Origin of the sequence: Shewanella sp. BF02_Schw (assembly GCF_014596695.2) — a bacterium.
Taxonomy (GTDB): domain Bacteria; phylum Pseudomonadota; class Gammaproteobacteria; order Enterobacterales; family Shewanellaceae; genus Shewanella.
Map to the genome: position 1 here is coordinate 997052 of NZ_JABKAW020000002.1, position 20294 is coordinate 1017345.

Annotated in this window: 17 protein-coding genes; 10 read left to right on the plus strand and 7 right to left on the minus strand. The window is 41.8% G+C overall.

The window, feature by feature from the left end:
• Positions 1–270: 270 nt before the first annotated feature.
• The 7 genes from HNW13_RS12645 to ampD all read right to left on the minus strand — a co-directional run bounded on the left by HNW13_RS12645 (position 271) and on the right by ampD (position 10439).
• Positions 271–1020, minus strand: coding sequence for an IS5 family transposase (locus tag HNW13_RS12645; protein WP_124011573.1), 750 nt, complete (start codon positions 1018–1020; stop codon positions 271–273).
• A 168-nt stretch (positions 1021–1188) separates the two neighbouring features.
• Positions 1189–2619, minus strand: a complete 1431-nt coding sequence (lpdA, locus tag HNW13_RS12650) for a dihydrolipoyl dehydrogenase (protein ID WP_101087717.1) — start codon at positions 2617–2619, stop codon at positions 1189–1191.
• A gap of 199 nt (positions 2620–2818) precedes the next feature.
• Positions 2819–4810, minus strand: coding sequence for a dihydrolipoyllysine-residue acetyltransferase (gene aceF / locus HNW13_RS12655; RefSeq protein ID WP_192116409.1), 1992 nt, complete (start codon positions 4808–4810; stop codon positions 2819–2821).
• Between the two features lie 11 nt (positions 4811–4821).
• Positions 4822–7488 carry a pyruvate dehydrogenase (acetyl-transferring), homodimeric type gene (gene aceE / locus HNW13_RS12660; protein ID WP_101087719.1) on the minus strand — a complete coding sequence of 889 codons (2667 nt, stop codon included), beginning with the start codon at positions 7486–7488 and terminating at the stop codon, positions 4822–4824.
• Positions 7489–7579: 91 nt separating this feature from the next.
• The gene (pdhR, locus tag HNW13_RS12665; RefSeq protein ID WP_101087720.1) at positions 7580–8332 is read right to left on the minus strand and encodes a pyruvate dehydrogenase complex transcriptional repressor PdhR; all 753 of its coding nucleotides are present in this window, start codon (positions 8330–8332) and stop codon (positions 7580–7582) included.
• Positions 8333–8895: 563 nt separating this feature from the next.
• Positions 8896–9747, minus strand: coding sequence for a beta-lactamase regulator AmpE (gene ampE / locus HNW13_RS12670; RefSeq protein ID WP_192116410.1), 852 nt, complete (start codon positions 9745–9747; stop codon positions 8896–8898).
• Positions 9748–9884: 137 nt separating this feature from the next.
• On the minus strand, positions 9885–10439 hold the full coding sequence (gene ampD, locus HNW13_RS12675) for a 1,6-anhydro-N-acetylmuramyl-L-alanine amidase AmpD (protein WP_192116411.1): 555 nt from the start codon (positions 10437–10439) through the stop codon (positions 9885–9887).
• 416 nt (positions 10440–10855) lie between these two features.
• Between ampD and nadC the strand changes: the two genes are divergently transcribed.
• From nadC to mutT, 10 genes are all read left to right on the plus strand, one after another.
• Complete coding sequence (gene nadC, locus HNW13_RS12680) at positions 10856–11734, plus strand: carboxylating nicotinate-nucleotide diphosphorylase (RefSeq protein WP_101087723.1); 879 nt, start codon at positions 10856–10858, stop codon at positions 11732–11734.
• A gap of 969 nt (positions 11735–12703) precedes the next feature.
• Positions 12704–13135 carry a prepilin-type N-terminal cleavage/methylation domain-containing protein gene (locus tag HNW13_RS12685; protein WP_194956206.1) on the plus strand — a complete coding sequence of 144 codons (432 nt, stop codon included), beginning with the start codon at positions 12704–12706 and terminating at the stop codon, positions 13133–13135.
• Positions 13129–13593, plus strand: a complete 465-nt coding sequence (locus tag HNW13_RS23640; RefSeq protein WP_279575200.1) for a prepilin-type N-terminal cleavage/methylation domain-containing protein — start codon at positions 13129–13131, stop codon at positions 13591–13593. Before HNW13_RS12685 ends, HNW13_RS23640 begins: the two co-directional genes overlap by 7 nt.
• A 22-nt stretch (positions 13594–13615) precedes the next feature.
• Positions 13616–15322: a type IV-A pilus assembly ATPase PilB gene (gene pilB, locus HNW13_RS12695; protein WP_192116412.1), complete on the plus strand. Its 1707-nt coding sequence runs from the start codon at positions 13616–13618 to the stop codon at positions 15320–15322.
• Between the two features lie 107 nt (positions 15323–15429).
• Positions 15430–16689, plus strand: a complete 1260-nt coding sequence (locus HNW13_RS12700; RefSeq protein ID WP_192116413.1) for a type II secretion system F family protein — start codon at positions 15430–15432, stop codon at positions 16687–16689.
• A 38-nt stretch (positions 16690–16727) separates the two neighbouring features.
• The gene (locus HNW13_RS12705) at positions 16728–17654 is read left to right on the plus strand and encodes an A24 family peptidase (RefSeq protein ID WP_192116414.1); all 927 of its coding nucleotides are present in this window, start codon (positions 16728–16730) and stop codon (positions 17652–17654) included.
• Positions 17651–18280 carry a dephospho-CoA kinase gene (coaE, locus tag HNW13_RS12710; RefSeq protein WP_192116415.1) on the plus strand — a complete coding sequence of 210 codons (630 nt, stop codon included), beginning with the start codon at positions 17651–17653 and terminating at the stop codon, positions 18278–18280. The genes HNW13_RS12705 and coaE overlap by 4 nt, the downstream gene beginning before the upstream one ends.
• Positions 18273–19007, plus strand: coding sequence for a cell division protein ZapD (gene zapD, locus HNW13_RS12715; protein ID WP_192116416.1), 735 nt, complete (start codon positions 18273–18275; stop codon positions 19005–19007). Before coaE ends, zapD begins: the two co-directional genes overlap by 8 nt.
• Before the next feature lie 42 nt (positions 19008–19049).
• Entirely contained in the window at positions 19050–19262 is a 213-nt protein-coding gene (gene yacG / locus HNW13_RS12720) for a DNA gyrase inhibitor YacG (RefSeq protein WP_162024085.1), read from the plus strand.
• A 23-nt stretch (positions 19263–19285) separates the two neighbouring features.
• Positions 19286–19681: an 8-oxo-dGTP diphosphatase MutT gene (mutT, locus tag HNW13_RS12725; protein ID WP_192116417.1), complete on the plus strand. Its 396-nt coding sequence runs from the start codon at positions 19286–19288 to the stop codon at positions 19679–19681.
• Positions 19682–20294 lie beyond the last annotated feature (613 nt).

The window sequence follows — 20294 nt, forward strand, 5'->3', positions numbered from 1 at the left end:
ATCATCATCGACACATTAATCATCTTGGTGTTGTGATGGATCGGTTACTAGCCAAAAAAGTTAATATCACTTATTTTTATTGTTAACGACTTGAATGCGATTTTTATAAGTAATATTAATGTTTTAACATTATTTTAGTAGGAAAGTCACCCCTGATTGAATCATTATTCGATTCGCTTTCTATTCTGCTAAATCAACATGTTGTGAAATGCCCTATAACGTAATATAACTCACACATATTAATCATTAAGACTAGGGGCTGTTGATCTTTCACATTGGCAGCCAAATTATAGAGCAAGCTAGAGCCAGCAGGCTTTCAAAATTAATTTTCAATTTATCATAGCGGGTAGCTATCGCTCTAAAATGCTTGAGCCGAGCAAAAGCATTTTCAACTAAATGCCGATATTTGTATAAACACCAATCGATATCGCCATTTCCTTGCTTCGAATTTTGTCTTCTAGGGATCACTGGCTTTGAACCACATTCACGCACTTTATCTCTAATCGCTTCACTGTCGTAGCCTTTGTCTGCAATAATAAAATGACTTTGTGGCAATAATTCAATAAGGGCATTAGCTGCTTTGCTATCATGAACTTCTCCACCTGTAACAATGAATTCTATCGGTAAACCATAGCTATCTACCGCGAGATGGATTTTGCTTGTATTACCACCACGACTTAACCCAATTGCTTGATTTTCATCAGATGATGCACCTGAACTGTGTTGATGGGCTTTTACATAACTTCCATCAATAAATTCCCATTCAGTATCACTATTAGTCGATAATGTTTTGAACAGCCTAAGTAAAATACCTTTTCTTGACCACAGTAAAAATCGACGGTAAATGGTATTCCATAAGCCAAAATATTCAGGTAAATCTCGCCAAGGGCAGCCAACACGCAATCGGTAAAGGATACCTTCCATCGTAAATCGATGCTCTTGCTTGTTATAAACTCTATCATCAAGCAGAATAGCTTTTAGCTTCGACCACATCTCATCAGTGAGCATTAATCGGGGCATGGTAATCTCGTTGTATTTGTTTTTGGCGAAGTGAATTATACGAGATTACCTTCTTCGCACAAAATTCAAACAAAGATCAACAGCCCCTAGCCTAAAATATCAGAAAAAAGACAAAAAAAAGCACCCCAAAATGGAATGCTTTTTTTAAGGCTATTTAGTCAGTGTTAATTACTTCTTCTTAACCGCTTTAGGGTTAGGTAAGTCAGTAATTGAACCTTCATACATTTCAGCCGCTAAGCCTACAGACTCATGTAATGTTGGGTGAGCATGAATCGTTAATGCGATATCTTCAGCATCACAACCCATTTCAATTGCTAGGCCAATTTCACCTAATAATTCACCGCCGTTAGATCCAACAATAGCACCACCGATCACGCGATGAGTCTCTTTGTCGAAAATTAACTTAGTCATACCTTCACTGCAATCAGAAGCGATTGCACGGCCGCTTGCAGCCCAAGGGAAAGTTGCGGTTTCGTAAGCAATACCTTGCTCTTTCGCTTCTTTCTCAGTTAAACCGACCCATGCTACTTCAGGATTAGTATAAGCAATTGATGGAATCACTTTAGGATCGAAGTAGTGCTTCATGCCCGAAATCACTTCCGCTGCAACATGACCTTCATGCACACCTTTATGAGCCAACATAGGCTGACCAACGATATCACCGATAGCATAAATATGCGGTACGTTAGTACGTAACTGCTTATCAACGTTAATAAAGCCACGTTCATCAACATTCACACCTGCTTTTTCAGCAGCTAAAGACTTACCATTAGGTGAACGACCAATTGCGACTAAAACAGCATCGTAACGAACAGGTTCGGCAGGTGCATTCTTGCCTTCCATTGTTACGTAAATACCGTCGTCTTTTGCTTCAACTGCGGTCACTTTAGTTTCAAGAATAAGGTTAAACTTCTTCTTGATTTGCTTAGTGAATACACGGACAACGTCTTTATCTGCAGCAGGAATAACTTGGTCAAACATTTCAACCACGTCAATTTTACTGCCTAAAGATGAATACACAGTACCCATTTCTAGACCAATAATACCGCCACCCATCACTAATAACTTACCAGGCACTTCTTTCAGTTCAAGTGCATCAGTTGAGTCCCAAATACGTGGGTCGTCATGTGGAATAAACGGTAATTTAATTGGACGTGAACCCGCTGCAATAATGGCTTGTTCAAACTGAACAACAGTCACAGTGCCATCTTCAGCAGTAACTTCTAAGCTATTAGGGCCAGTGAACTTACCAAAACCATTAACCACATCAACTTTACGCATTTTAGACATTCCGCCTAAACCGCCTGTTAATTGGCCAATGACTTTATTTTTAAAGCTACGTAATTTGTCTAAATCAATCTTTGGCTCACCAAAAACAACACCATGGTCAGCAACAATTTTGGCTTCTTCAATGACTTTTGCTACGTGCAATAGTGCTTTTGAAGGAATACAACCAACGTTTAGACACACACCACCAAGGGTACTGAAACGCTCAACAATTATGGTGTCTAAGCCTAAGTCAGCAGCACGAAACGCCGCAGAATAACCTGCTGGGCCTGCTCCTAGTACGACTACTTGAGTTTTGATTTCGTTACTCATGATTTCCTCTAATCTTGTTCATTCCGTGTGAAAGACGGATCGGCCCAAATGTCGATGTCGCCAGCTTGAAACTTACGTTTCACTTCCAATTTCTTTCAATTGTGGACTAAAAAATTGGGATGGGCGCATTTTATACTCAAATCAATTTGTTTGAAACCGATCACAATAAAAAGGTCGCTCATATGAGCGACCTTTGTGGTTATAAAATCAATGTACGAATGTCTGATAGTATCGCAGACAAGGTCACACTAAAGCGTGCAGCCATTGCGCCATCAATAACGCGATGGTCATATGACAACGATAACGGCAACATTAATTTAGGTTCAAACTCTTTACCATTCCACTTTGGCTTAATTTCAGATTTTGATACACCTAAAATCGCCACGTCTGGGTAGTTAACAATCGGCGTAAACGCCGTACCGCCAATACCACCTAAACTTGAAATGGTAAAACAGCTACCTTGCATGTCAGCAGACTTAAGTTTGCCGTCACGAGCACGGATAGAAATGTCGGTTAACTCACGCGACAATTCAACAATGCCTTTCTTATCAACGTCACGTACCACCGGAACCATTAGGCCATTTGGCGTATCAACAGCAACACCAATGTGGAAGTACTTCTTCTGAATAAGCGACTCACCATCAGGGCTCAAACTAGAGTTAAACACAGGGAACTCAGCTAATGCTTTGGCGACAGCTTTCATCATGAACACTAGTGGAGTGATCTTGTAATCCGCTTTCTTCTTCGCGGCAAGGTCGTTCTGCTGCTTACGGAATGCTTCCATCTCAGTGATATCAGCTTCGTCAAACTGGGTGACATGTGGAATAGTTACCCAGTTGCGATGCAAATTAGGACCAGAGATTTTCTGGATACGGCTTAGTGGTATTTCTTCCACTTCACCAAACTTACTGAAATCAACTTTAGGCGCTGCAATCACGTTTAAGCCACCAGCACCACCAGAAACCGCTGTAGCAGCAGTTGCTTTAGGGCGTGATAATTCGTATTTCACAAACGCTTGCACGTCTTCTTTCAAAATACGCGCTTTACGGCCAGTACCAGAAACCTTGGTTAAATCAACACCAAACTCACGCGCTAAGCGACGTACCGCAGGCGAAGCATGAACAACGCCGGTTGACGCAGTCACTGCAGCACTTGGGTGAAACGGCACTGGTGGAGTGGATGGACGATTAGCCGCCATAGTTGGCGCGGCTGCCGCTGGAGCGGGCTCTGCTTGAGCAGGAGCAGCTTGCGCTACTGGTGCAGAGCTAGTGGTTTCAATGGTCGCAATTAAGCTACCTTGAGACACTTTATCGCCCACTTTAACCGTTAACGACACTAATTTACCGGCAAACGGTGCTGGCACTTCCATCGTAGCTTTATCTGTTTCAAGGGTAATTAACCCTTGATCTGCAGTGATTTCATCACCAACAGCAACCAACACTTCGATAATATCAACATCATTGGCGTCGCCAATATCAGGCACATGAATTTCTTGTACTTGAGTTGTCGTTGCGGCTTGTGCTGCAGGAGCCTGAGCCGCTTGAGCAACTGGTGCAACTGGTGCAGCGGCTTGTGGTGCAGCTGCAACAGGCGCAGAACCTGCAACTTCTAGCGTGATAACCAATGAACCTTCAGACACTTTGTCGCCAACGGCCACTGTTACTGATTTAACCACACCCGCTTTAGGTGACGGTACGTCCATGGTTGCTTTATCGGTTTCTAAGGTAATTAACCCCATATCAACGTCAATGCTATCACCAACAGCAACTAATACTTCGATGACTGACACGTCTGTGTCTCCGCCGATATCAGGTACTTTTACTTCAATCACTTCTGAGCTACCAGCACTTGGCGCGGCAACTGGCGTCACTGGTGCAGGAGCTGCTGCTTGTGCCACTGGCGCTTCAGCTTTAGGTGCTGGCGCAGCTGCTTCGGCTTTAGCCGGTGCAGCGTTAGCTGCACTCATCATCGCAATCAAGGTACCTTCAGAAACGGTATCACCGACAGCGATTTTTAATTCTGCTAACGTACCAGCAAAAGGTGCTGGAATGTCCATGGTCGCTTTATCACTTTCAACTGTAATGATTGATGCTTCTTTTTCAAGATAATCACCAACCGCAGCACAAATTTCAATAACCTGTACTGCATCAGTATCGATGTTAGGAACCAAAACTTCTTTTAATTCAGCCATTTTGTATCCCCTTACGCGAACTGTGGGTTAATCTTGTCAGCATCAATACCATATTCAGCGATGGCTTTAGTCAACACATCAACAGGCATTTCATTACGATCAACAAGAGACTTCAGTGCCGCAATAACAATAAACTTAGCGTCTACTTCAAAGTGGTGACGTAAGTTTGCGCGGCTATCGCTTCGACCAAAACCATCAGTACCAAGTACTTTATAGTCTGTCGGTACGAAAGCACGTAATTGCTCGCCGTATATCTTCATGTAGTCAGTAGCCACAATCGCTGGCGCGTCTGCAGATAATACTTGGCTAATATATGCTTGCTTAGGTTTTGCTGTTGGGTGCAACATGTTCCAACGCTCAGCAGCCTGGCCGTCACGAGTTAACTCGTTAAAGCTAGTTACACTGAATACGTCAGCGCTTACGCCAAAGTCTTTTGCTAATGCTTGTGCAGCTTTACGCACTTCTTCAAGTATCGTACCGCAACCCATTAACTGCACTTTACCTTTACCACTACCGGCAACTGTTTCAAGCTTGTAAATACCTTTGACAATACCTTCTTCGGCACCGGCTGGCATTTCTGGCTGAACATAGTTTTCGTTCATTGTGGTTAGGTAGAAGAAGATATCTTCTTGATTTTCGCCATACATACGACGAATACCATCTTGTACTACAACTGCAATTTCATAACCGTAAGTTGGATCGTAAGAAATACAGTTTGGAATAGTGTTAGCCAATACGTGGCTGTGACCATCTTGATGCTGTAAACCTTCGCCGTTCAATGTTGTACGACCTGAAGTACCACCGACTAAGAAACCACGAGCGCGCATGTCGCCAGCAGCCCATGCCATGTCGCCAATACGTTGGAAACCAAACATAGAGTAGTAGATATAAAACGGAATCGTTGGCATGTTATTGACTGAGTAGCTAGTTGCAGCTGATACCCAAGATGACATTGCACCTAATTCGTTAATACCTTCTTGTAAAACCTGACCGGTTTTATCTTCACGGTAGTACGCCACTTGATCAGAATCTTGTGGGATATATTTTTGGCCTTCGTGAGCATAAATACCCACTTGACGGAATAAACCTTCCATACCAAAAGTACGCGCTTCATCAGGAATAATCGGCACAATACGCTTACCAATACCCTTGTCTTTCAATAACGCGGTTAATACCCGTACAAACGCCATGGTTGACGAAATTTCACGGCCATTAGAGCCTTTCAAAATCGAATCAAAAATTTTCAATGAAGGAATTTCTAACTCTTCAGTGAACTTTTCACGACGTTGCGGTAAATAACCTAATAATGCTTCACGGCGACTCTTCAAGTATTTCACTTCTTCAGAGTCTGGACCAGGATGATAGAAAGGCAGATCTTCCAGCTGGTCATCAGGGATCGGGATATTGAAACGATCGCGGAAGTAGCGAATAGATTCAGCGCCCATCTTCTTGACGTTGTGAGCGATGTTTTTACCTTCGCCTGCATCACCTAAACCGTAACCTTTAACGGTTTTAGCTAAGATAACGGTTGGGCGACCTTTAGTTTTCTGTGCATGTTCAAGTGCAGCGTAAACTTTAACAGGATCATGACCACCACGGTTTAAGCGCCAAATGTCATCATCTGACATGTTAGCAACCATTTCTGCAGTTTCAGGGTACTTACCAAAGAAATGCTCACGCGTATACGCGCCGCCTTTGGCTTTACAGTTTTGGTATTCACCGTCTACGGTTTCTTCCATTAACTGTAATAATTTACCGCTAGTATCACGAGCTAATAATGGATCCCAATAGCGTCCCCAAATCACTTTAACCACTTCCCAGCCTGCGCCGCGGAATTCGCCTTCAAGTTCTTGGATAATTTTACCGTTACCACGTACAGGACCATCAAGACGCTGTAAGTTACAGTTAACAATAAAGACTAAGTTATCTAATTCTTCACGGGCAGCTAAACCAATAGCACCTAATGCTTCTGGCTCATCACACTCACCGTCGCCTAAGAAACAGTAAACAGTCTGCTTAGAACAATCTTTTAAACCACGGTCAGTTAAATACTTTAAATAGCGTGCTTGGTAAATCGCTTGAATAGGACCTAGACCCATCGATACCGTCGGGAACTGCCAATAAGTAGGCATTAACTTAGGGTGTGGGTACGAAGAAAGTCCTTTGCCATCAACTTCTTGACGGAAGTTAGCCATTTGTTCTTCAGTAATACGGCCTTCAAGGAACGAACGCGCATAAATACCAGGTGCAATATGACCTTGGAAATACACCAAATCACCACCGTCATGCTCATTAGGCGCACGGAAGAAATGGTTAAAACACACATCGTAAATTGTCGCACTAGACGCGAAACTTGAAATATGGCCACCCAGCTCTAAATCTTTCTTAGAACCACGTAACACCATAGCCAAAGCATTCCAACGAATAATCGCCCGAATACGGCGTTCCATTTCTTGGTTGCCAGGCATGTTTGGTTCTTGCCCTGCTGGAATAGTGTTTAAATACGCAGTTGTCGCGTTATACGGTAAGTGAGTACCGTTACGGCGAGCTTTATCGATTAATTTTTCGAGTAAAAAGTGTGCACGTTCAGGCCCTTCTTGCTCTAACACAGCTTGTAGAGCATCAACCCACTCTTGGGTTTCTGATGGGTCTAAATCTTGAAGCATATCTTCAGACATCTCGCAGTCCTTCTCTATATACGGATTATATTTCGGCTTTTTGCTGCTTGTTGACACAGCAAAAGTGTATTCTTATTCAAAGTGACAAGTGCTACACGCCGCTCTTTAAACGGCGCAAACTACGTTGCAACCGACTGTCTTCTTCCCTTACTGACAACATGACTTCTTCGATGTAGCTTAAGTGCTCATTCGAAGCTTCACGTGCAGCGTCTGGGTCCCGGCGTATAATCGCAGCCAGTAACGCGCGTCTGTGATCATTTGCCATGGTAGAAGCTTCTTCGCGTATGCTTAAAAGCTCCAAATTTTGTGCGACATTTTTGTGCAACACAGGGGTTAAACTTAATACTAAATGCAACATAGCAACATTGTGTGACGCCTCAGCAACCGCACGATAAAAACGTACAATGGCAGCAGCTTTAGCCTCAATATTCGTCGCAGCTTCTACTTCAATAATTCGTTTTTGAATATTCTGCATATCCGAATCGGTGCCACGCAGCGCAGCATAATACGCCATCATGCCTTCAGTGGCGTGACGGAATTCGAGTAAGTCATACTGACTTTCAGAGTCGTTATGCATTAATTCAACGATAGGATCGGCAAGGCTTTGCCACAGTTGTTCTTTAACATAGGTGCCACCGCCTTGACGACGCATGAGCAACCCTTTAGCTTCTAATTTTTGAATCGCTTCACGTAAAGAAGGACGAGACACTTCAAATTGTACCGCGAGTTCGCGTTCAGGAGGTAGTTTCTGACCAGGCTGCAAACTGCCTTCTAGGATCATCCGCTCTAATTGCTCCATGATCACATCAGAAATTTTTGGCTGGTTAATCTTAATATAAGCCATGTAGCGCTCTGCTCCCTAAACAAGCAATTGTCAATTGGTCTTACCAATTAATATGAGAGAGCGCACTTTATCAAATCATACAAGCCGTGTCTAGTTATCAGCAAACCGACAAAAGAACACCGCTTTGTTTAAAACGCTCAAGCCCAGAGCATAACCGATATTTATGCTTAAGGGGTCAGACCATTTATCCGGAAGTCCTAGAAACTAGAGCGCTACGCTTCTAGAGGCTATAAAATTTCAGCAGCGAAGCTGTCCTAGAATCTTAGCAGCGAAGCTGTAATAGAATCTTAGCAGCAAAGCTGTCCTAGAATCTTAGCAGCGAAGCTGTCCTAGAATCTAAGCAGCGAAGCAGCCCTAGAATCTTAGCAGCGAAGCAGCCCTAGAATCTTAGCAGCAAAGCTGTCCTAGAATCTTAGCAGCAAAGCTGTCCTAGAATCCTAGCAGCAAAGCTGCCCTAGAATCTCAGCAGCAAAGCTGTCCTAGAATCTCAGCAGCGAAGCTGTCCTAGCAGGACGAAGTCCGCCCTAGAAGCGCAGCGCACTATCCGCGTAGCGCCCTAGAGTCTAACTAACAAATCCAAAAATGGTTAATACCGAAACCATGGTTAGCAGTAATACAAAGTTACGCTTACTTAATGCCAGTAATGCCAAGGTAGATTGCACACTCAACGGCGCATCTCCAACTTCAGGTAAAGACTCTGCCGCAACAGCAGTATGGGTCACTATCGTTTTAGCATCGGTTTTAACGCTCAAACCATATTTCCGCCAAGCGCTTAACCCTTCACTAAACTGGCCACTTAATACATAACCAAAACTAAAGATACGACTTGGTAACCAATCAAATAACATCTGTAACTGATCAACTAATGGCATCTCAAGCTTATTCTTACTGTTGTACTCACTATAAAAACGCACTGTACAATATAAAATGGCACCAACTGGACCTAAAAATATCAAATACAATGCCACTGCACCGTAATATCGGTAATTAATCCATGCTACTGTTTGGCCTACTTTGCGGCCTAAATCCTGTTCATCGACCACATCTAAGCAATCTGTACTGTCTAATTCGCCAGCATAACGGTAACAGGCCTGTACATCACCGCGGCATGCCGCTTGAATATACTGCTTAAACACACTTCGCAATGTTTGGTGACTAAAACAAATAATGGCTATCAGTACCCAAAACAACAAGCTCAATAAATCAAACATGATGCCATCTAAGAGAAAGCTAATCACCAAGACAAATAAAGCGGGCAACACAATTGCCATCGCAACGCCAAATTCTGATTTAAGCGATTGGCTATCCCAAAACTGTTTTTGGTAACGTGTCATTAGGCTATCGAACTGCCAACCACTTGGCAGAAGCTTCAAACGCTCAACTAAAATTGCCACTAATAATGAAAATAACGCCATGAATATCCTTTTTACGTCAATTGCGTTGCAGCTGTAACCATTAAAGGTCAATGCTTACATGGGTAATGACTACAACGGCTATTTAACAACGGTTCTTTAATAAATGCTGGAGCAAACGCCATCCCCATAAATGCTAGCTATACAGCTGTAATGGCTTGTTTATACCGAGACCAATCAAAACTAAAACCAGGATCTGTTTTACGCCCAGGAGCGATATCACAATGGCCAACAATATTATTTACGTTAATCATAGGATACTGCGCCATTAACTCCAATGTTAACAGCATTAATTGCTGGTATTGCTCAGCGGTATAACCACTGCTATCGGTACCTTCCAGTTCAATGCCAATAGCAAAATCGTTACATCTCTTGCGGCCTTTGAACTCAGAAACGCCGGCATGCCATGCCCTGTCATCACAACTCACATACTGCACCACTTCACCATCACGGCGAATTAAAAAGTGTGCCGAAACTTGCAAGTCTGCCAACTCAGCAAAACTGTCGTCAGCCTCAGTGTCTAAGCAGCCTTGAAAAAGTGCATCAATATGCGGTAAGCCGAAACAACCTGCGGGCAAGCTAATATTGTGGATCACCAATAAACTGACTTCATTATCTGGCCGTGAATTAAAATGAGGTGAAATACACTTTCTAGCGCTGGCTAACCAACCTTGTTTTAATAAGCCTTTTGCCATATTCATCCTTTAAACATAACGACATAACCTCAACCAGAGTTAACAATAGGATTGTAAGCTAAAACTAGCATAATTGACCTATTGGATATCAAACTTGTCATTTGCTTAGCTAACAAGGTGCTGCCACTTATCATTAGCAGTGTCAGTAGCTGGTCCATTGTAAGTCAATGCAACACAGTTAGCGGAGCAAAGGACAGTTCGACAACCGTTTATTATCCCAAACTAAGGTTATTTAACCATTCTCAATCTGAATTTAATAGTATTAAACGGGCATACCCATGCTGAAAATTGCCGACTGGGTAGTGTCAGTATCTAGCCAAGTTATGGTAATCTTAACAAATGCTTTCTGTAACAAACACTCCGTTGAATGCAGATACTGTTTAGCCTTATTACACTCTTTAGCAAGGATTTTGCTTATGTTAGAAAACGACATCCGTCATGCAGTGCAAACAGCGCTTGATGAAGACTTAGGTCACACAGCCCATAATACCATTCACGACATGCTCAATGCTGATATTACTGCTCAGCTTATCCCTGCAGACAAACACGTTTCCGGCGCGTTAATCACCCGCGAAGATGGGGTTTTTTGCGGTAAAGCGTGGGCAGAGCAAGTATTTAATCAACTTGGCAGTGAAGTCGTGCTGCATTGGCATGTTGATGACGGTGACTTAATTGTGGCCAATCAATTGTTATGTGAACTATCTGGCCCTGCACGCGCTATTTTAACTGGCGAACGAACAGCAATGAACTTCATTCAAACCTTATCAGGGGTAGCCAGCTTAACAAAATTGTACGTTAATAAACTTGCAGGCACCCATACTCAATTACTCGATACCCGCAAAACCATCCCCGGTCTGCGCACCGCCCAAAAATATGCCGTAACTTGCGGTGGCGGCAAAAACCATCGAATTGGTTTATTCGATGCGTTCTTGATCAAAGAAAACCACATTATGGCTTGCGGCGGCATCTCACAAGCCATTACAGCAGCACGCGCCTTAGATGGTAACAAGCCGGTAGAAGTGGAAGTAGAGTCTCTTGATGAGCTAACTCAAGCACTTGATGGCGGAGCCGATATCATTATGCTCGACAACTTTGACGTCACCATGATGGTCGACGCAGTCAGCCTTAATAATCGTTATAAAGATCAAGCTAAAGGCGCAAAATTAGAAGTTTCAGGCAATGTCACGTTAGACACCCTAGCCACCTTTGCTCAAACTGGCGTTGATTACATATCTGTCGGCGCACTCACTAAACACGTTAAAGCGTTAGATTTATCGTTAAGATTGAAAGCGTGATGCTTCTAGATCCTAGGTGCTAGGGCGGACTACGTCCTGCTAGGCTTTTTGCTACTAAACCCTAGAGCGGACTGCGTCCTGCTAGGTCGCTTCGCTTCTAGGGACTGCTTCGCTGCTAAGATTTTATCGTCTTTCATCGCTTGCTACCTCAGTTCACCGTTTAACCGCTTTGTTGTTAAGATTTTATAGCCTCTAGCCACATAGCGTCCTAGCAGCGAAACGATCTAGGCTTTGTGCTTTTTGCTTGTATAGCATCTAGCAGCGTAGCGCTCTAGTATCTAGGCTTTTAGCTTTTAGCTTGGGTATAAACCAGCCACATCTACCATCCAAAAAGCGTTAGCAAAATAGCGTTTGTTGCAATGTTGTCAAATAAACTCACCTTAATGCCTAACATGTCAAAAATAATTTATCGTATAATGTGCGGGAAATGTGAAATTAGAGCATTTTTAGACATTTATTTTTTCTTTGTCCGTTAAAACTATTCCATTTTGTAACAGTTTATACTAACGTTTACAGTAGGCGAGTTGGCCTTTCGGCCATGTACTGTAATTGCGATATTGCAATTCATGTCAAAATACTAACAACTAATCAACATTTCATTATAAGCTAACGCAGTTAATGTTATTTTAAAATTGTTAGTATTAACGTATTTGCTCTAAGATTACCGCTCAGCCGAAATGTCATAAAATAAATAATCTGCTTGCATTATTTTGCGTTTAACATGGTTGTAGTATGTATATTATGCATTGCATATTAGAGATACAAATAGCCGTGGCCAGCACAAGCAATGTTAGCTGTATATAAATCGTGGTAGCCTAGTCTATAGTAGCTAGCACCACACAATTGTGCTTTACGGTTTTAGGCAAATGGACTGCCAACTACTTCATTTACGTTACTAGGCTTAAGCTCTAGACTAAATAAGCAGTTATCGAGGATCGATACTACCCCGGCCTATTTTACGGAGAGAAAATGAAAAGTATCAACCAAATCAAAAACGCTAAGGGTTTTACTCTTATTGAATTAATGATTGTAGTCGCGATCATCGGTATTCTTGCTGCAATCGCATTGCCTGCTTATCAGCAATACACTAAAAAAGCTCGCTTCACCGAAGTCGTATTAGCGGCATCGAATGTTAAAACATCAATTGATACTTGCTTTCAAACACGTGGAGCAGGTGTCTTAACTAACTGTGATAGTGCGGCTGAAGTGGGAGCTAATTTAACTGGCGCAGCAACAGGAGCGAATGTAACAAGTGTAACTATTACTGGAACTACATCTGTGATAACTGCACTCGGTGCAGCCTCAGTTGATTCTATGACATATATTCTAACACCTACACCATTAAATGGTACATTAACATGGGCTCAAACAGGCACATGTATTGCCGCAGGCTTATGTTAATAAAGTTTAAAGTTTTATCTTTAAAAACCACTATGCGCTTAACGCATAGTGGTTTTACTTTAATTGAATTAATGATTGTTATATCAATAATTGCGACTTTAAGTGCAATAGCATTACCTAAATATAAAACTTATGCTAACAGAACAAAGTTTGTTGAAGTTACAGCCTCTGTTGGAGTAGTGAAATCTTCAATTGATGTTTGCTTCCAAACTAGAGGGTATTACTCATTACAAAATTGTAATCACTTCAGTAAAATAGGTCTCGTTAAAAACAGATTGATTGCTGCTCCTTATGTCAATGACATAGATATTCTGAGTGATGGAACCATTACTGCAAATACAATATCTACCGATGGATTTAATGCCGAGACTTTTATCTTGTCTCCAACCCCATCTTCAAGTACTTTGATTTGGGAAGTATCGAGCACATCATCTTGCATCACTGCAGGTTTCTGTTAACCATTAGCAAAGACATTTACATATGACGTCAATAGCGCTTCATCTAGGTTTATCAACTTTATTTATTCGCAAAGGTCTCCTAAGTGAAGAGCAAATATCAACTTCTATTTCTGAGTCTCGTAAACAAAAACAATCTCTCGTCACCACTATTATTCATTCAAAATTACTTTCTGCACGAGAAATCGCAGAACTATGTTATGAAGAATACGGCACGCCTCTTTTAGACTTAAATGAATTTGACATTACAGCTATCGCTGAAGATTTGCTTAATAAAAAACTCATAGAAAAGCATAAATGCTTACCACTATTTAAGCGTGGAAACAGACTATATATAGCAACATCAGATCCCACCAATATTGCAGCATTAGAAGACTTTCAATTTAGTTTAGGCTTGCACGCAGAAGCCATTTTAGTTGAGGATGACAAACTCCTAAAAGCACTTGAAAAAATTATCGAAGATGATATTTCTGGGCTAGATTTAGGTGGTGCTGATGAAGAAGCATTGGCCAATATGGAAGTCACTGATACCGATAGACGCGATGAGCCTACCGGTGATAGTAGTGACGATGCACCTATTGTTATTTATATTAATAAAATTCTTACTGATGCTATTCGTAAAGGCGCCTCCGACTTACATTTTGAGCCTTACGAAAAACGCTACCGGATTCGCTTCCGTATTGACGGTATCTTGCATGAAGTATCCGAGCCACCAGTTAATCTATCCAACCGGATTTCGGCCCGTTTAAAAGTCATGTCAAAACTCGATATCGCAGAACGCCGGGTGCCACAAGATGGCCGCATTAAAATGAAGCTTTCGCGCACCAAGTCTATCGATTTTCGTGTCAGTAGCTTGCCGACCATTTGGGGCGAGAAGATCGTGATGCGTATTTTGGATTCATCTTCCGCGCAGCTAGGTATTGAAAAACTCGGTTATGAAGATGATCAACGTTTGTTATATGAAGAGATGCTCGCTAAACCCCAAGGGATGATTTTAGTTACCGGCCCTACAGGTTCAGGCAAAACAGTCTCCTTGTATACTGGTCTTAACATCCTCAATACCGAAGAGCGTAATATTTCTACTGCTGAAGATCCGGTCGAAATAAACCTTGAGGGTGTAAACCAGGTCCACATTAATTTAAAAGCTGGTTTAACTTTCGCATCAGCACTTCGTTCATTCTTACGTCAAGATCCCGATGTGGTAATGGTCGGTGAAATCCGTGACTTAGAAACAGCCGAAATTGCCATTAAAGCGGCTCAAACTGGCCACTTGGTATTATCAACATTGCATACTAACTCGGCTGCAGAAACCTTAACCCGCTTAATCAATATGGGTGTGCCTGGTTATAACATTGCCAGCTCAGTCAATTTAATTATTGCCCAACGACTTGCCAGACGCTTATGCCCAGCATGCAAACACGAAGAGACAATTCCTGTTGCTGAAATGCAACGTTTAGGCTTTACTGAAGCTGACATAGTAAAAGGTTTTAGTGTATTCAAACCTGTCGGTTGTGAGCTATGCTCTGGTGGCTATAAAGGCCGAGTGGGTATATACGAAGTAATGAAAATGAGTGATGAAATTGCTCGCACGATTATGGAAGGCGGCAACTCACTCCAAATTGCCACCTTAGCCAAACAGCAAGGTATGCGCGATCTACGCCAATCAGGATTACTCAAGGTCATTCACGGCGTAACCAGTATTGCCGAAATTAACCGTGTCACCAGTTTTTAATTCAGCTATAGTCAATTCAGTTATAGTAAATCAACTAGTTAATTGATTATTCTCTATTAACAAGAATGGTTTACCGTGGTGCAGCGAAAAATAAAAGGATTGGCTAAATGGCCACGACAACAGCAAAAAGAAAGCCAAAGGCGAAGAAAACAACCAAACACCAACCAAAAGTGTTTACCTATCAATGGAAGGGTACAAATCGTGATGGCCAACGCACTTCTGGTGAACTAAAAGGCTCCACGATTGCTGAAATTCGCAGTGTGTTAAAATCACAAGGTGTCACCCCAAAAGGGGTTCGTAAAAAGTCAGCACCTTTATTTAAATCTGAAAAAAGTATCACCGCAATGGATATTGCGATGATAACCCGCCAAATCGCTACCATGTTGGCTGCTGGTGTGCCTTTAGTCACAACTATCGAATTACTTGGCCGCGGGCATGAGAAAGCCAAAGTGCGCGAATTATTAGGTATAATATTATCCGATGTCCAATCAGGTATTCCACTTTCAGATGCATTACGACCTCACCGACGTTATTTTGATGATTTATACGTGGACCTAGTCGCTGCCGGTGAGCATTCAGGCTCACTCGATGCGGTATTTGATCGTATTGCGATATATAGAGAAAAAGCCGAACAGCTAAAATCAAAAATAAAAAAAGCCATGTTTTATCCTGCGGCGGTAGTGATTGTGGCAATATTGGTTACATCACTACTACTTTTATTTGTTGTACCACAATTTGAAGAAATTTTTAACGGTTTTGGAGCTGAACTGCCAGCATTTACTCAGCTTATTATTGGTATATCTCGCTGGTTACAAGCATCTTGGTATTTCTTTGTACTAGCTATTATTATCGGGATTTGGGTGTTTAAACGAGCCCATCGAACCTCACAAAGTTTTCGCGATCGAATCGATGTATTGTTGCTTAAAATTCCTGCTCTTGGCGATATTCTCCATAAAGCGGCGATGGCTCGTTTTGCGCGTACTTTGGCAACAACATTCGCAGCAGGTGTGCCATTAATTGATGGTCTAGAGTCTGCAGCTGGTGCATCGGGTAACTATGTGTACCGTAAAGCCCTGTTAAAGGTTCGCCAAGAAGTGATGTCTGGTATGCAAATGAATGTCGCTATGCGCACCACAGGCTTGTTCCCAGACATGTTGATTCAAATGGTAATGATTGGTGAAGAATCTGGCGGCTTAGATGAAATGCTAAATAAAGTATCTAATATCTATGAAATGCAGGTTGACGATGCTGTTGATGGTTTATCGAGTCTAATTGAACCCATCATGATGGTGGTGATAGGAACGGTTGTCGGTGGTCTAATCATTGGCATGTATTTGCCAATTTTTGAAATGGGTAATATCGTTTAATACATATTAAATAACTTTTTAAATAAACAAGAATAAAAATGACTGAATTCATCTCTACTTTTGTTGCAACAATGATTCAAAACCCTTGGGTCTTTATGGCGATTAGCTTTATTTTTGCTGCCACCATTGGCAGCTTTCTCAACGTCGTGATCCATCGCTTACCGGTGATGATGAAGCGCGAGTGGCAAAGTGAATGTAATTTTTATCTCAATGAATATCATCCTGACATTGTCAAACAAGTAGGCAGTGAGCGTTTACAGAAAGCCATCGATCCCTTTCCTGAAAAATACAATCTGGTAGTGCCAGGTTCTGCATGCCCTAAATGCAAAGCCAATATAAAGCCTTGGCATAATATGCCAATATTAGGTTGGCTGATGCTTAAGGGTAAATGTGCCGATTGCAAAACCAGTATTTCAAGCCGCTATCCCATTATTGAACTCTTAACCGGCGTATTAATTGCCGCATTAGCATGGCATTTTGGCCCAACATGGCAATTTGTTTATGCCAGTATTCTAACGTTTGTGTTAGTGGCGTTAACAGGCATCGATTTAGATGAAATGCTATTACCGGACCAACTCACGTTACCAATCCTGTGGTTAGGATTAATCATTAACCTTAAAGGCATTTATACCAGTCCGGAAGACGCGATTATCGGCGCAGCTGCAGGGTATTTAAGTTTATGGTCGGTATTCTGGTTATTTAAATTAGTCACTGGCAAAGAAGGCATGGGTTACGGTGACTTTAAACTATTAGCCGTTTTCGGTGCCTGGTTAGGCTGGCAAATGTTACCTCTAATTATTCTATTATCTTCACTGGTAGGCGCGGTAGTGGGCATTACCATGATTATGGCTAAACAGCTCAACAAAGGTAACCCTATCCCCTTTGGTCCTTATATTGCTGCAGCAGGCTGGATAGCGTTAGTATGGGGACATGACATTCTCAATTGGTATCTTAGTACGTTATGAGCTTAAACAAGTATGTTGTGGGTTTAACTGGCGGCATTGCCAGTGGCAAAACCACCGTGGCTAACTTATTTGCAGAATTTGGCATAGACTTAGTAGATGCCGATGTTATTGCCCGAGAAGTGGTCTCAATCGGCTCTGATGGACTCAAAGCAATAGCGCTACACTTTGGTCAGTCACTGCTATTAACCGATGGCAGCCTCGATAGAGCGGCTCTGCGAGCACAGGTTTTTAATAACCCAGAACAACGTCTATGGCTTAATAATTTACTCCATCCGATGATCCGCCAAAAGATGCTCGACCAAGTGCAAGCATCAACTTCGGCATATGTAATAATGGTAGTGCCCTTGCTATTTGAGAATCATTTAGATAGTTTAGTTGATACTACTTTGGTTGTAGATATTGCACCGGAGTTACAGATTTCAAGGACGATGCAACGTGATGGTGTCAGTAAACAACAGGTTGAGCATATTCTTGCAAGTCAAATGACCCGAGAACAACGACTTGCTCAAGCTGATAATATTATTGATAATCAGGGAGAATATGAGCTGTTGCGCAGTCAAGTAGTTCGTCTGCACCAACAATACTTACAACAGGCAGCCGATTTAGAAACTAACGTCAATGACTGATTTAATTTATGAACAACCATTAAATGAAAAAATACGCAGTTATTTACGTATAGAAAACCTTGCCCTACAGTTGCAACAGCATGCCAAACAAGATAACCAACATCAATGTTTTAGTCCTTTATTTGCTCTTGCCGAACTAACTGAACGATGTGATTATCGCACCGATATTTTAAAAGATATTGAAAAGCAGATTCAGATAATTTCTCATTGGCGTGCCCACTCAAATGTAGATAACGCTCAAGTGGATCAACTCACCCAAAGACTTATCGCGCTAAAATTACCACTGCAAGCACAAGAAAGAATTGGCTTTAGCCTTAAACAAGACAAATTTATCTCTGCATTACGACAGCGCTTCAACATGACTGGCGCATACTGTAATTTCGACTTTCCACAGCTGCACTTTTGGCTTGGCAAAGACTGGCAACATCGACAGCAAGATATCAAAAATTGGCTTATTCAATACCAGCCTCTACTCGCCCCGATCACATTACTTCTGGAACTGATTCGAACGACAGCAGATTTTGATTTATGCCAAGCTCCTGTGGGTTTCTATCAAGGTAACTCTGTTCAACCTCTGTCATTAATTCGAGTACAAATAAATTCCAATCAAAACTGCTACCCTACCGTCAGCGGCAATCGAAATCGTTATGCCATTCATTTTGTCGATTTCGATTTACATCGTCATACCAGTGAAACTGTTGAGTTCTCACTAGCAACCTGCACATAAACACTTTAACATCACTAGTAATACAAATAACCAAGAATGATTATGCCTTTAACAGTAGTAAACTGCCCAATTTGCAGAACCAAAGTTGAATGGAAAGACGAATCCCTATTTAAACCTTTTTGCAGCGAACGCTGTAAATTGATCGATCTTGGCGACTGGGCCAGCGAGAAGCATGCTATTCCGCTGAAGAATAGTATCGATCCTGATATGCTTGATGACATTGGTTTTGATGAAGGTGACTTCTTTAAACAATAAGTTGAAATGATAAGGGGCAACACTTGCAAAAAAGAATTCATGTCGCTGTCGGTGTCATCATTAATCAAGATAGGCACATTTTACTGGCTAAGAGGCTCGGACACCTTCATCAAGGTGGAAAGTGGGAATTCCCTGGCGGTAAGGTGGAAATTAATGAAACGGTTACTGAAGCGTTAATTAGAGAACTCAAAGAGGAAGTTAATCTTGATGTAGCTAATTCAACTCCCTTCATGGACATCAGTCATGATTATCCAGATAAACACGTCAGACTTGATATTCATTTAATTACTGAATTTTCAAACCAAGCACAAGGTATGGAACAGCAGCAAATTGAATGGGTGCCGATACATAGTATTGCAGAATACGACTTCCCAGAAGCCAATCAGCCTATCGTAGAAAAGATATTAGCTGAACTCTGAAATTGTCCCTCCCCATTTAAATACCGATCTAAAAAATAAGTCCATTGCTAATAAAGTAATGGCCTTAAAACAGATATTTTCCTGCCTTGAAAAAATTCACAAATACTCCTTCTCTATCAATATTCATTTGAGCATTACATAGCGCCGTAATTAACCGTTGCTTAGTCATTTTAAAACGTTAAGTCGATAAAAACGTGGTCATAGTTATAACGTCTATATGACTACATCAATAGCCGAAATGGCAGCCTAAACACGTGCCCCTGTTTGGTTTGGAGTGGAAATTTAATTGACCAGATCAATTCTTGATTATCCCCGAAGGTGACGCGTGTGTATATCGTTTGCACTATGATGGATGCTATCAATCACCATACTCTCAAATTTTGGACAAAAAAAAGCCCGCTACATCATAGCGGGCTGTTTCGCGACTCTTTCGAGTAATTAGGCGCCTGGAAATGACCTACTCTTTTATCCCCGAAGGGGACGCATAGGCATATTGGCCACACTGCTTAAGGCTTATTTCTGAGGACTTGTTTTGCCAATAACAAACTCTATACTATAAATTGCAGACGTAAAAAAGCCCGCTATATAATAGCGGGCTGTTTCGCGACTTTTG

Coding starts and splice junctions, on each gene's coding strand:
- HNW13_RS12645 (WP_124011573.1), bottom strand. CDS start 1,020: ATGCCCCGATTAATGCTCACTGATGAGATGTGGTCGAAGCTAAAAGCT.
- lpdA (WP_101087717.1), bottom strand. CDS start 2,619: ATGAGTAACGAAATCAAAACTCAAGTAGTCGTACTAGGAGCAGGCCCA.
- aceF (WP_192116409.1), bottom strand. CDS start 4,810: ATGGCTGAATTAAAAGAAGTTTTGGTTCCTAACATCGATACTGATGCA.
- aceE (WP_101087719.1), bottom strand. CDS start 7,488: ATGTCTGAAGATATGCTTCAAGATTTAGACCCATCAGAAACCCAAGAG.
- pdhR (WP_101087720.1), bottom strand. CDS start 8,332: ATGGCTTATATTAAGATTAACCAGCCAAAAATTTCTGATGTGATCATG.
- ampE (WP_192116410.1), bottom strand. CDS start 9,747: ATGGCGTTATTTTCATTATTAGTGGCAATTTTAGTTGAGCGTTTGAAG.
- ampD (WP_192116411.1), bottom strand. CDS start 10,439: ATGGCAAAAGGCTTATTAAAACAAGGTTGGTTAGCCAGCGCTAGAAAG.
- nadC (WP_101087723.1), top strand. CDS start 10,856: ATGTTAGAAAACGACATCCGTCATGCAGTGCAAACAGCGCTTGATGAA.
- HNW13_RS12685 (WP_194956206.1), top strand. CDS start 12,704: ATGAAAAGTATCAACCAAATCAAAAACGCTAAGGGTTTTACTCTTATT.
- HNW13_RS23640 (WP_279575200.1), top strand. CDS start 13,129: ATGTTAATAAAGTTTAAAGTTTTATCTTTAAAAACCACTATGCGCTTA.
- pilB (WP_192116412.1), top strand. CDS start 13,616: ATGACGTCAATAGCGCTTCATCTAGGTTTATCAACTTTATTTATTCGC.
- HNW13_RS12700 (WP_192116413.1), top strand. CDS start 15,430: ATGGCCACGACAACAGCAAAAAGAAAGCCAAAGGCGAAGAAAACAACC.
- HNW13_RS12705 (WP_192116414.1), top strand. CDS start 16,728: ATGACTGAATTCATCTCTACTTTTGTTGCAACAATGATTCAAAACCCT.
- coaE (WP_192116415.1), top strand. CDS start 17,651: ATGAGCTTAAACAAGTATGTTGTGGGTTTAACTGGCGGCATTGCCAGT.
- zapD (WP_192116416.1), top strand. CDS start 18,273: ATGACTGATTTAATTTATGAACAACCATTAAATGAAAAAATACGCAGT.
- yacG (WP_162024085.1), top strand. CDS start 19,050: ATGCCTTTAACAGTAGTAAACTGCCCAATTTGCAGAACCAAAGTTGAA.